Consider the following 13081-nt stretch of genomic DNA (forward strand, 5'->3'; position numbering starts at 1 on the left):
AAAAATAATTGTGGTACAAATATATGAATAAGAAAACCGCCTAAAAGGGTGGTCTTTTTTTGGCTTTAAATCAATTACTTCTTAATTTCTAATTTAAGAGCAAAAGCTAAATTAGAAATTGCTCTTAACTTCCAACGATGATAAATACGTTCAGCCATTCCAATTTCGCTATAGACCATATAATCACATACAGATTCTTCTAAATAACGCTTATTAATAATCTCCCTCTGTATCTTACCAGTACAGCCATGATCTAAGCGGCTTAAAAACTAATCAATACAAAATGACATTAACTCCAGCCACTCTTCATGCTCACTTTGTTGCAAATTAGCAATCGCTATATCCTCCAAAGCCTTTCCAACATTATGTATAGGGCCATGTTCTCTCCTTTCATAAGGAGGAGTGACTTTCATTTCCTTACAAATCATTCCTAACTGTTTATATAAGAACACCCTCTAACTTCTCTTGCGTTGCTGCTCTATCGATTTTTGGTAAGAAAGATAATTGTTTAATCATGTAAAAGCACTCCTTTTTATTTTAAAATCACTTTTGTCTTAACGCTTCGCGTCTACGTTCATAATAAGGACTTTGCATCCTCATTCCCCCCAATTTCACGAGTACTTAATTTTTCTTTTTGTTTTTTCTTCTTTCTTTTCTTGGATTGCTTTTTCACTCACGTAACTGATCTCTTAGTACCTTCATTTTCCCATCTCTCTTTTCAAAATAAAAAGAACACCTATTCCTAAAACAACTTTCATTGCTGCTTTAATGAATTGATGTCCTCTAGTTTTCTAGTAGGACTATATAATATCCCTTTAAAATCCCTCTTCTAAAATTTATTAATTTCTTTTGATTAACTTTATCACTCATGCATGACAACTATGATTTTCTTTTATCAACATAATATTCAGTTTTATCTATTGTTTGATTTAGCTAATTCTCATTTTGACTATTTTAATTTATTTTTTTAAATTCCCCATTTGATAATTTCAAACTACAAGCGTATGAATATTATTAGTATTTTTAAACAAAATAAAAATTACACAAAACATTTTCAATATTTTAAAATTTATCTACATCATGTAAATTCTCAAAAAATCCTCCCGTAAATCTATGTTTTCCACCTCGGCGTAATATTTTTTCTAAATCATCCATATCTTCCGAAGGAAATACAGGAATAGGCACGGTATTTATATTCTCCATGTACTCAGGTAATAACGACCTTAACGCGATATCCATTCTTATTTCGCCCGCACGCATTAAAGTATTAATCTCACTATCATGAAAGCTGTCTAAATCAGTGCGAAGACCAGCTAACAGACTTTCAACATCCTTAGAACGATTTGGTAATTTATAATCAGGTAAAGGAGTTTTATCATTATAAAAAGGATTATTATTTTTTTCGAATAAAGATTGAATAGGTTTACTAAGAATAAGTTGCAATCCTGGGTATATTTTGGAATCTAAGGTTTTTAATAATCTTCTCCTTAAAACTACAATTTGACTATTAGATGTATCTAAAATCCGTTTAGTTAATTCAAAATGTGAAGGTATTTCATCTTCTTTCCAAAATTTTTCAGATGCAGAAGCGTCTAAAACAAGGTAAATTTCATCAATACCTGCGTCTGGATCAGGAATAAATTTCATAGGCTCCTTTCTATGTTTTGTATTTGAAGAGGAGCTACTGTTTTTGTTCTCACCATCTGATATTAATATCGGCTCAGTCCCGATATTATCAAATACTCCTCCATCAGAAAACCAAAGTGTGTCAAATTTCAACAAAGGATTCCCCTGCATTCTATTTTCTGGATCACTAAAATTTCTTCCCTCTAATGATAGTGATATAGGTGCGAATAAAACTGGAAAAGCAGCTGAGGTCGCAACAGCATAAGAAACTGTAATATCATCAAAATCATTTGATTTTCCAATAAGTGTTCCATATATTTCTTGATTGGAAAAATAAAACATCCTCATCGTATCTAAACAAGTTGTATTACAGTACCATTTTATAAAGGAATTTTCTAATTCCTTCATTCTTACCCCTTCACATAAATATTTATCTAACATTGTAGGAAAGGCTTTGCTGCATTTTTCACGAATAGACTTGAAAGATAATGCTTGTTTTGTAAACGAATTCGTGAGTAACTTGGTACGAAGATCTATTTGTCCTAACTTTACCAATGGATTCACTACGCGTTCTTCAAAATCATTTACATTACGGAATGATCCACCTTTATGCAATGCAAGCATAATAGCGGCGGCAGTAATGCTGCCACCTGAAACAGAACTAATACTATTTACACAATGATCTAGCTTGCATTCAACTAAACGTTTATATCCCCCTAATGCATAAAAAGTCGCTCTAAACCCACCTCCAGAAAACGCTAATTTCAATTCCTTCTTCATCTATGATTCCTCCTTAACTCTTCCACCCATAAAGTTCGAGTAAAGTTATGCAAAACGTTTAAATATAAAATACTTATTAGTAATAAAGTAATTCATGGAATGTATCACTTACATGTGATACATTCCATTCAACAAATTGGAAATTAGTTTTGTTTTTTTCTGATATTCAAATCTCTATCTGTACTCTTTCCCATGATACTTAATAAATCCTACAGGGCGATGAGTAAAGTGTATTACCGCATACCCTGGATTACCTTCGCTTGGAGTCGCAGTAGTTTTATCTAAATACTCACCTTGTAATTCAATTTCTTCTCCCTCTTCTAAATCCGGGATACGATTTGGTATTCCTAAATTATCCCCATAACGAATTGCACAAAATACTATGGTATCGATGGTTAATGATTCTGGTAACCCATGAGCATCAATAAGTTCTACTTGATCAACTATAATATGTTGATGAGTACCCCCTTGAGGGTTTGTATCATCTTCTTCCACTTGTTTTATGATTCCTTTAACATGAACAATAGGACCGTGATGTGATAATGGATGACGATGATGCTCCATAGGATGGTCAGCTAAAGTGTGACCATAATGAGGATGTCTTTTTAAATTTTCAATCATAATTCTACCTCCAAATTTTATTATAGATATTGCTCTTTCTTGAACAATCTTTTGTATGTTATATCAAGTTTATTCATTTTTCATTTATATTAGTATAAATAGAAATTCAAAGAATACCTTTTAAAACAGCGTTTTCATTCATCTTTATAGAGCGGATTTCATATTTTTGTACAAGCACTTTTCCTTTTTGATAAATAGAATATATCGATACCTCGAAAAGGAGAGTAAGATAAAGATGGCTGATTACTTTTACAATGATAGTAAAAAATGTTATAAAAAACGGTCGGATTCTGAACAGCAAAAAGCTTCTTGCTCCATTGCAACACATACGATATCTGGTACTGGGATTAATTTAAATGGAAATATACTACTTTTTTGTTCCCCCTAACTCAACAATCACTGCATTTGAAGATTTCACTAACAACCATAATAAAGCATTACTTCAATTTTTTGTTATTGGTGGTCTCCCTCCTGTTACAGTAACCATTGTGACAAGGAATTCTTCTAGACCAATTACTGTTACTTTGGAGGCACTTGATACTAGAATATTTCAAGTAGAAGATTTTAAAAGTCTTATTTTCACAAATGCAACTAACGAAAATGGTGGTGTTAGTATATTCGTTGAAAAAACATTCTGTATTTGTTGTAATAGTGAAAGCAACTCTTGCGATAAATATTACAGTTGATTAAGTATGTAGTAATTATCTTATGCTATTTTCTAAAGGGCACTTATACAAAGTGCTCTTTTTCTCTTGTTATGAAATAAAGACTTCACATACATTAAAATCTTAAGTTGATGGACATGTGGCGGACCCCTACTAATATTCTTGCTTTTAAATCATTTTCAGTATATTATATTTATATGGTAATATAGGAATTACGATATACAGAAAGGGATCAAATCTATTTGTAAGATTTAAATCCTTTTCACAGATAAAAAAATTTCACCAAAACGTAATATAACTTATACTTGTCTTTTTAAGATGTATCTAATAAAAACGCATTTTTTATCAATAAAATTGTGTTTTCAATATAAATGAGTACTTTTAAATAGAAGTTTATTTACTTTCAATGATAGGAATTAGTGTTCTAAAATATAGAGAAATAAGGCACCATACATAGTACCTGATAAACTTGAGAGGTTTTGTATGTATTTTGCTCATCACAGATACAACAAAAGAGCCTTACCTATCAAGGCAAGACTCTACTAGTTTAGTTATATAATTTTTACATAACAACTAAGAAACTAAAAACATATAACACCAAGTAGCAGAACCCTAATATTCCTCCTACAGCTAATACCTGTTTAGCCCAACTTTTAATTTTCAGATTACTGTAAATCACTTGTACTCTTTCCATATTTCCTCCTATTATGGCGAACCCTTAAAGACTCTCACCTCCGTATGGTACCATTAAAGAATGACTAGTAGAGATATAATTTTTGTCTAAACTTATAAATATGCAATATTGCATACAAAAATGTATTGTTATAAATGTAAGCGCTTACTATAATAAGGTTATAAAGATTCAACACATCTTAATACAAAAACAGAGGAGCGAATAATATGGAAATCGCAATGGCAGTTTTAAAATTTATAGGTGGAGCAATACCATTAATTCAAGAACTTCTAAAAGCATTTATGTAATTCCATGGTTTAGCAATTTTTTATAAATATTATCATACAAATGATCTGTATATCAAAGATAAATTGATTTACAGATCATTTGCGTGATTAAGGTCCCTATAACATGATTGAGGGGCTTTTTAAATTTTTAAATACTTACGATTACGTCACATCAAAATCAAGTTAGCAAAACAAAATGAAACATACGCCAACCATTCCTATGATTCTACAAAAAGAATAGCGTATTTTTCATTTTGGAGCATTTTAAAACTTTAACTCGATGATAATGAGGTAAAAGTTGTGATTTAGAGATACGATCAGATTATACAAAGATACCCCACCGATATGTGGAAGATTAAGAATACACTTGCGAAATTGAAATGATTGAATTAAAAAATTTGATATTTTCATTATTGCATAGGTTTCCTTTTAAATGATATACGTCGACTTTACCATCGATAAGCAATGACTAATGTCTCCTATTCAATCGTAAAGATCACCCATGCCATGTTCTAAAGGAACCCTCTTGGCTAAAACGATAAAAATAAAGAGAGACACTTGTCCCCCTCTCCATAAGTACTTGTATTTTTAAATTTTAAATCATGCCTTTTAATATTAAACCCAAAACCGACATAGTGATTGCGCTAATAATAATTCGTAGAATCCAAGTTGTATTCAGGCTAATCTTTTCTAATTGCTTATTAATTGTAGCTATGTCCTTCTCATTAATTGTTGTGCGAGTTTCTAAATTACGAATATCTCGCATAATTTCTTTTTGTTCTGCTTTTAAATTGTCAATTTTTACATAAACATCTTCCAATACGTTCACACCCTTTTATAATCGTAATAAAGCAATCTTTACATGATATGAGACAACCTTATTCTTGGTGAATTCATTGCAGGAAATTCCATACAAAATCCGTATTTTGTTAAAAATAAAAAAGAGACAGTTTCCCCTCTTTAAATACATAAAACTTGATTTTATCCAGCTTTATCATTAATACCATTGATTTGTTGCTTTAATTTTAATCCACTTAACTTGCGTCCTATTTGAATTGAAGGTCTCTCAACTGAATAATACGTAATGCTATAAACTGTTTTTATGAGGATTTCGTATAAGTATGATTTAACTGATTAAGGCTATTTTCAAAGACGACATATCAGCGATAATTTTTGTCTATTCTATATAAGTGTTAGCATTTATATATATCTTCTATTTGTCTTAGTTTCTTATATTCACTAAATTCCAATTCCTCTTCTTTTAAATCAATTACATAAAAATGAGCATGATCTGGATTAATGGTATCGCAGCTTTTATCTTCCTTTTATTCTTTATCCTCAACATGCGCGATTTTAAAAAGAAAAACTACAGGACCTCATAACAATAGGAGTTGATACATATGTGGGAAAGATTTAAAAACTATAAGTATTCCTCAAAGGAATTAAAATTCATGCTTTGGTTATTTGGTATTACTTGTTTTGTACACTCGGTTGCTTTCTTTGGCGGACTATTTTCTTCTGAATTTCTTTGGTTTAAAGGTGTTTGCGCTATTGCAGCACTACTAGCTTTTATGGATGTTAAGCAAAAAATTAATAAATACAAGATAGCATGATGAAAAGGAGCCATTACAGGTTCCTTTTTTCTATTCAAAATAAAAAAGCAGCTGTTAGGCTACTTAAAGTTTGTCTTATCACCAAATAAAATGATATATATATTCTCCCGTTACACTTTCATCAACTCCAGCAACCCTAGCAAATCTCATCACGTCAGCACCCTGAAGGAAATACATTGTTAGCATTACTGGCACACGTGACCACATAAACCGATAAAGTTCATTTACTCTTTGCTTAGTTGTAACAATTAAATCGTTCGCAGGTCCATTAATCCACGCAGAAGTTCTAACTGAAGTAAACGGAAGATCTTTCCCATTCACCACTATTCTCGCCATAATATGTGTTATATCCATATCGATCCCCTCATTCCAAGAATCAAATCTGTTTCCCATATTTACATAAATATTCGTAACTATAAGAAATGTTTAAAGTTAATTTTTTATAAAATAAAAACGCAGCTGATTCGCTACTTTTATTTGTTCCAATCTTTAAAATCAGGGTATTTACTATATTCTTTTTTAATAACGTCTTCTCATGCATTTCGCTTGTAAAGCCCGTTGCTCTTCCTCATCCAAAACTTCTTCAAATGCACATTTTAATCTTCTATATCTAATTTCATCATTTGTACTTTTCCTAAGTTCCAGAAATAGTAACTCCGCTCCTGTATGTTTTGGAATTTTACTTTTAACAGCCGGTAATCACGTAATACCTCTATCACGAAAGGACGTATTTCCTTCTCATTTATATTTCTAGAAGAGTAATTCATACGATACGGTTCCCCTCCGTTCAATCTACTTACTTATAAACGAATTATTTTGTTTAAATTTATACAGCATCTATTAAACACATAATAATTATACTTTTTTACTAGTATACAAGCCGTATCTTTTAAAAGAAGCACAACATAGAATAAAATACAGGACAAGACTTTCAAAAAACTTGTCTGAGTTTATTCTCAAAAAGAGGTGAACATAAATGCCTATCGTTAAACCCTTTATAGCTGGAAGACGATTTGTAAGTACTGCAGCAACAGGGACTGTCGCTGGAGCAGATTTAACTTTTGCTAACACAGACTTCACTGATGACACTGGTGCTGTAACAACCTTCCCTGCTTCTTATGCTTTTTTAACGCTTTATATTAATGGCGTTATTCAAACAGGTGATACTATTACTGGTGTGACTACTACAGCTGCTACTATTGTAGGAGGCGCTGTCCTAGATGGAGGAACTCCTATCGCAATCGAATTTACAATAACGTAAATTTAGTAATTTTTTAGAGGTTTCATTAAAAGAAACCTCTAATTTTAAAAAATGAAGTTAATTTTAGTATCAACTACATGATACAGTGCATATACTAGTACAGGATGATTGGTATTTATACTCACTCTTAAAAAGAGCACTTATACAGTGCTCTTTTTAGGTTTGCTAGAATAAAACTTAATATACGGTCAATACTGTAGACACATGGTTATGTTTCTACGATTTTCTTATAAAAGCAATTAGCTTTTGCTAGCTGCTCTTTTGTGATTCATCGTCACATTATGATGAAATGTTCATATATTATCTCGAAGCAAAAAACTAATTTACTTTTCAATATCTCACTTTTCCCTTAAAGAGCACTTTATTTAGTGCTCTTTTTGATGTTTCAAATTAATACAAAATGAAATTTTTATTAAGCTTTCTATTAATAACGTATATTGATTTCTTTTCTAAATTAAAAAAGAAAAGGGATGAGTATTATGAGTTTAAAAAATCAAAGTTTCAAACAAGCAGGAGAAGTTGTCCAGTCATTTGTAGCAATAAACAAAGAAATTATAAAGTTCACACATCAAAACGCCTCCAGTTTAGGATTAACAGTACAACAAATGGGTATTTTAAATACAATTTATGCAATTCCTAATATCACTCTTAAGGAGATTTCAGAACGTCTTTCAGTTCCTAAAAGTACAGTGAGTGTAAATGTAGATGATTTAGTTAATCTAGAGTTCATCGAACGAAAACAATCAGATGAAGATCGTAGAGAAATAAAATTAAAAGTAACACCCAAAGGACAAGAGGCATCGAAAAAATCCATTGAAAACTCTACTTCCTACAAAGCGATGTCCCTAGCATTACAGCAGCTTCAAGAAGACGATGTTCAAACATTATTGCGTATTCATAAAAGTTTATTAACCTCTATAAAGCAATTTCGTTGATTGATGTAAAACATTAATAAAACAAATTCTAATTCTTATTTTTCAAAGAACTGAGCAGTTAGATTTCACTAGCTGTTCTTTTATTTAGTTGCGATAGGTAAGACTTTGAAGTTATCTCCATCTTTTCCCCCGCTTAACACTGTACGTGCGACTTTCATCGCATACAGCGCCCCATCTTATTCTTTTATACTAAAGTAACTAGATTAAAAACTTTACGAAGTTTGTTTATTTTCTTCAGCTGATTATCGCTCAATTGAAGTATTCTCATATATGTTTTAATCGTCTCTTCATTTGTTGCGTGTATCAGTCTATGGACAAATTCATGGACAATAATTAGGTTATTAAACTCGTCAGTACCTCCCATACCTCTCGGTATGTTATGATGACAGTGCACATCCTCGGCTATTAAGAAAATTCCGTTGACAGCGCATTTACCATTTTGCATGGAATACCTCGATATTCTGTTATCTGCATACTTCATGCTCTGTCCTTTATTGGAGGATAGCAACATTTTTTGTATTTCATTGGCAATGTTACCTTTTAGGCTTTCGATGAGTTTTTGTCTTCCTTCTCTAGTATAGTTACACATGTCTTTACTAAAACTTTGAGGGAACCGTGTTTGTATGTCTGCTAGTGGATATACATGGTTACCTGCTATTTCAAAGGTTCTATAATTGTTTCTGTGTAATCTTTTATATAGTCTATTAGCGTTGATAGGAATTTCATATTTCCCTATTGATTTTAGACGATTAAATAAGGTTTTCGAGAGACGAAAGGCTATATTCACGTGTGTTACAATCTTGTAATAGTTTTTAATACCAAGCACATAAGAGTTATAATCCTGTACTGTTTTACCTGATGGACTCTTTTGAATTGCTTTAATTCTTGTTTTTGCTTTTTCAAGGATATCCTTTTTCTTTTTCTCGCTCACATGTGTGTTTGCCACATATCTTTTGCGCTTTTTAACAGATTTGATAGAGAACCCTAGAAAATCCGAAGATTTTCTTTTTAAGTTGGTTATAGTTGATTTTTCATTAGATATATTAAGATTTAATTGATTTTTGAGATACCTTTCCACTGCATAGAATATTTTAGTTGCCGATTGATGATTGTTGGTAAAGATTTTAAAGTCATCTGCATATCTAACTATGTGCATTTTCTTCAATTTCGCTTTTATCAACAGTGGATTTTTGTTTTTTGTTGTATATGGTTTTCTTGTTTTAATATTCTCCCACTGACTAGATATCCACCAATCTAAATCATTTAATACAACATTACTAAGTAATGGACTTAGAATCCCTCCTTGCGGAGTTCCTTTTGTAGGAATTCCTTTTCCTTTAATTGGTGCTTTTAACATTTTCAAGATGATTTTCAGAACTCTTTTATCAGTTATCCCTATGTTGTATAGTTGTTTCAATAGTTTGGAATGGTTTACGTTGTCAAAGAAACCCTGTATATCAATGTCAACTACGTGGTTAAATCTACCTCTGTTTATCAAGTATTGACACCTAGCCATTGCATGGTGTGTTGACCTATTAGGTCTGAATCCATATGAATGTTTATAGAATTTTACTTCGCATATTGGTTCTAGAACCTGCTTGAACATTTGTTGAATCAATCTATCTCTCATTGTAGGGATTCCTAACGGGCGTTTCTTCCCATTTGATTTAGGTATCTCCACCCTGCGTACCGTATTTGGTTTATAGTGTTCGAAAGTTTTTCTTATATTATCAACGAAAGAATCTACCTTTTCCATTTTATAATGGTCGATTGTGAACCATCTGTTCCTTCAGTTTTTGAACCAGTGTTAGCCTTTATATTTCTATATGCCAGTAGAATATTTTCTTTTGATATGATGTGCTGATACAAATTTATCCCTTTAGTAGCATTGTTTTCACTACGTTGATATAAATCATCAAACACTTTTTGAATATTGTAATATTCTGCATGTCGTAATGTTGTACTCACCGATGTATTAATTCCCCTTTTTTACGAAAAGTCCCATCATCTTACTCGATCCTGTGAGTTACATCTAGTTAATTTAGTTTTCAAAGAACAAGACTAGGGACTATCCCTCCACATTCGTTACATGCTTCCTCGGTACTGTGTCCCCACCTTCACAAGAATGAAGCAATTTCGGTTCGTTCGAACCTTATATGCATCTGTCCGTTAGTAGACGTTGATGACAGTTTCTTGCTTACCACGTTCCGATTGACCTAGCTATACATATATCCTTAGGTGCTTGCTTTAAGCCTGTTATCTTTACATCCTCATCGTTAGATGTTCCGAATTTCATACTATTTAATCTTACTTTTCGGTAGGTAACGTCGTCATTAACGACATATACATTTCTGATATATTAAACGTTTAGACCCGTACATTCGCAAGTTTGCCAGTCCGTTAGGACATTCTCACCTTAGATATTTTGTAGCACCCCGACCTATCCATTACCATATGATTTCTCACTTAGGTTTTGTTCAGTCGACTTCACCTAGCTTCATACAACTTGTGACTACTATCACGCCTTGCATGTAGGAGTATCAGATAAGTGGTTTCAGCTCAACCTGACGGCTTTCATTCCTACTTTCGGTCAATCCGTTGTTGCCATCAAAATTGATAACCCTCCCATTTCGTGTTTACACACTTATAGGGAAACGTGTCGCACAAATAGCGTTTTTATTCAAATTAACAATCATATATTTGGACACATTTACCAGTATTATTACCAAAAAATTCATGATATGGTTATTTAGTCGAGTACGTCATTACTTGACAATTACCCTTAGGAACCCCGCAGACAAACGGGGTTTCTTTTATTTAAATAACGATTTCATTAAAATTCCCACTTGCCTCTTTTCTTTAATGACATGCTCCATAACTCCAAGTAAGGCATACAATATAAAAAATTAACTCATAAAAATCTGATTACAACTTTTTAGATTTGTATTTTATGAGACATTCGCCTATCTTACTAAGAGTGTATATAAAAATGCGCTCTTTTTCATTTTTTCTTTTACCAAAATCGTCTTGAACCTTGAATAAATTCCATATACTAAACCGAATAGTCGTTACAGTACATTCACCCCTAGGGTGTCTTTCTTCCAAGGCGCTCTATTCATTTATTGTTGGTTTCAAAAAATACTTCTCACCTTTTAACTGGACAAGCATATTTTATTGTATGGAGACTCTCCGCTCATAGGAATCTATCTTTCTTGTCTAAGAGCACATATATTGTGCTCTTTTCTATGTCTAAATAAGGATTTTGTTTAGATTTCATTAACCTTATTGATTCCTTTGCATACAGTATTATCACAAGGAATTCTACAGGTTTCCCTAGGCCAGTTACCTTGTATTCCTTGCACACCTTAAGGCAAGAATCCGTTTTTAACAAACGGGTTCTTTTATTTTTTATACAATAAGAATTTTGTTTGGCTTCAGTTCTTACATAAGGCCGACTAGACACTAACATTTTTATGTAGTACAATTCCTATCAGAAAAATGTTAGGAGATTTATTTATGACTTTTGAAGATAATCGTAAATTAGGAATTCAACAAGGTTGTATATTAATAACAGATCAATCACAATATCTTGTTGTTAAAAGGAATGAAAATTATTCTTTATTAAACATCGAAACTGCGGAATGTATAAACTTTGAAGTTTCACTTGAGCATCTTGAAGAAATGGTTCAAGTAGATTTAAAAGAAAAAATTCAAGATATCATTCCACCAGAGAATATTAAAATCGTAGTAAACACTAATTACATTGAATGCTAGGAAAAATCCTAGTATTTTTTATTTCTCTCATATCAGTCGGTCCTTTCCGTTTCTCCTCACTTTCCCACTTCTTTTTAAGCTTTCCAACATAAGTAAAGCTACGATCATACATAATACTAATTTCCTTTTGATTCATACGATACGGTTCCCCTCCATTCAATCTATTTACTTTTGAATGGATTATTTTTTTGAGTTTTAGTATGCAATAGTACATATTTCGTACTTTCAATTTTCATACATGCAATAATTTATTTATGAAAATTAAAAGTATTAGTAAGGATGATTTATATGAACAAATTCCGACAGAAGATTATTAAATCGTTACAAACATTTTGGGGAGGCTTAGCATTCGGTATATTAATTTTTGCTATCTTTTTAATTATAGATCTAACAGATACACCTTTAAATACATTAAGCTTGAGAGACTGGATAGGTTCTGCAGTAGGCGCAGCCATTATATCTGTAGGGATATTTACTTTAAGTAAATTGGATTTAAAATAAAATTTCCGTCAATACTGTATATAGGCTGTATGTCATAACTCATTTGAAGTAGTTTTCTTTGTATTGAGCAGTTAGCTTTTGCTTGCTGCTCTTTTATTTACGAAAAAAGATGAGTTTCTTTATAATAATTCTTCTTTATTTCTCAATATAAAGAGCCTTGGATTTTCGTTAACAATCTTTTACTATATAAACAAAGAGTAATTAAAAGACTTACTCTTTGCTATCAAACACATGACCGTCTAGTTTAACTTTCTTATTGTTATATTTACTCATTGTTTTTCTCTTTTGTTTTACTAATTAGCTAATTAATTTCATATATTTATTATAAACAAGGAGAAAGCACTC

At 31.7% G+C, this 13081-nt stretch carries 10 protein-coding genes and 5 pseudogenes; 7 read left to right on the top strand and 8 right to left on the bottom strand.

Going from position 1 to position 13081, the window contains the following annotated elements; translation table 11 throughout:
* Positions 1-74: 74 nt before the first annotated feature.
* From RBB48_RS28290 to RBB48_RS28300, 3 genes and pseudogenes are all read right to left on the bottom strand, one after another.
* Positions 75-516, bottom strand: a pseudogene (locus RBB48_RS28290) (ArpU family phage packaging/lysis transcriptional regulator).
* A 546-nt stretch (positions 517-1062) separates the two neighbouring features.
* Positions 1063-2406: a patatin-like phospholipase family protein gene (locus tag RBB48_RS28295; RefSeq protein ID WP_306008526.1), complete on the bottom strand. Its 1344-nt coding sequence runs from the start codon at positions 2404-2406 to the stop codon at positions 1063-1065.
* 174 nt (positions 2407-2580) lie between these two features.
* Positions 2581-3027, bottom strand: coding sequence for a hypothetical protein (locus RBB48_RS28300; RefSeq protein ID WP_016089889.1), 447 nt, complete (start codon positions 3025-3027; stop codon positions 2581-2583).
* Between the two features lie 235 nt (positions 3028-3262).
* Between RBB48_RS28300 and RBB48_RS28305 the strand changes: the two are divergent.
* Positions 3263-3713: pseudogene (locus RBB48_RS28305) on the top strand (exosporium protein D).
* A 773-nt stretch (positions 3714-4486) separates the two neighbouring features.
* A pseudogene (locus RBB48_RS28310) lies at positions 4487-4673 on the top strand (hypothetical protein).
* 574 nt (positions 4674-5247) lie between these two features.
* On the opposite strand, the gene RBB48_RS28315 reads toward RBB48_RS28310, so the two are convergent.
* Both RBB48_RS28315 and RBB48_RS28320 read right to left on the bottom strand, forming a co-directional pair.
* The gene (locus RBB48_RS28315) at positions 5248-5472 is read right to left on the bottom strand and encodes a hypothetical protein (protein WP_088062870.1); all 225 of its coding nucleotides are present in this window, start codon (positions 5470-5472) and stop codon (positions 5248-5250) included.
* Between the two features lie 385 nt (positions 5473-5857).
* Positions 5858-5965, bottom strand: a pseudogene (locus tag RBB48_RS28320) (cell division protein FtsK); the annotation flags it as partial.
* 87 nt (positions 5966-6052) lie between these two features.
* On the opposite strand from RBB48_RS28320, the gene RBB48_RS28325 reads away from it, so the two are divergent.
* Positions 6053-6265 carry a hypothetical protein gene (locus RBB48_RS28325; RefSeq protein ID WP_306008527.1) on the top strand — a complete coding sequence of 71 codons (213 nt, stop codon included), beginning with the start codon at positions 6053-6055 and terminating at the stop codon, positions 6263-6265.
* 78 nt (positions 6266-6343) lie between these two features.
* Here RBB48_RS28325 and RBB48_RS28330 read toward each other — a convergent pair whose 3' ends face one another.
* A complete protein-coding gene (locus tag RBB48_RS28330) occupies positions 6344-6658 on the bottom strand; it encodes a hypothetical protein (RefSeq protein WP_306008528.1) in 315 nt (104 codons plus the stop codon).
* Positions 6659-6861: 203 nt separating this feature from the next.
* Complete coding sequence (locus RBB48_RS28335; protein ID WP_306008529.1) at positions 6862-7032, bottom strand: hypothetical protein; 171 nt, start codon at positions 7030-7032, stop codon at positions 6862-6864.
* Between the two features lie 209 nt (positions 7033-7241).
* On the opposite strand from RBB48_RS28335, the gene RBB48_RS28340 reads away from it, so the two are divergent.
* Both RBB48_RS28340 and RBB48_RS28345 read left to right on the top strand, forming a co-directional pair.
* A complete protein-coding gene (locus RBB48_RS28340; protein WP_001123250.1) occupies positions 7242-7526 on the top strand; it encodes a DUF4183 domain-containing protein in 285 nt (94 codons plus the stop codon).
* 479 nt (positions 7527-8005) lie between these two features.
* Positions 8006-8461, top strand: a complete 456-nt coding sequence (locus RBB48_RS28345; RefSeq protein WP_306008530.1) for a MarR family winged helix-turn-helix transcriptional regulator — start codon at positions 8006-8008, stop codon at positions 8459-8461.
* A gap of 184 nt (positions 8462-8645) precedes the next feature.
* Here RBB48_RS28345 and ltrA read toward each other — a convergent pair.
* Positions 8646-10429: pseudogene (ltrA, locus tag RBB48_RS28350) on the bottom strand (group II intron reverse transcriptase/maturase).
* A gap of 1548 nt (positions 10430-11977) precedes the next feature.
* On the opposite strand from ltrA, the gene RBB48_RS28355 reads away from it, so the two are divergent.
* Together RBB48_RS28355 and RBB48_RS28360 are read left to right on the top strand one after the other, a co-directional pair.
* Complete coding sequence (locus tag RBB48_RS28355; protein WP_098649088.1) at positions 11978-12235, top strand: hypothetical protein; 258 nt, start codon at positions 11978-11980, stop codon at positions 12233-12235.
* Positions 12236-12523: 288 nt separating this feature from the next.
* Positions 12524-12736, top strand: coding sequence for a hypothetical protein (locus RBB48_RS28360; protein WP_097892084.1), 213 nt, complete (start codon positions 12524-12526; stop codon positions 12734-12736).
* The last annotated feature ends 345 nt before the right edge of the window (positions 12737-13081 follow it).

Source organism: Bacillus sp. MMSF_3353, assembly GCF_030733445.1.
In the GTDB taxonomy this organism is placed as follows: domain Bacteria; phylum Bacillota; class Bacilli; order Bacillales; family Bacillaceae_G; genus Bacillus_A; species Bacillus_A wiedmannii.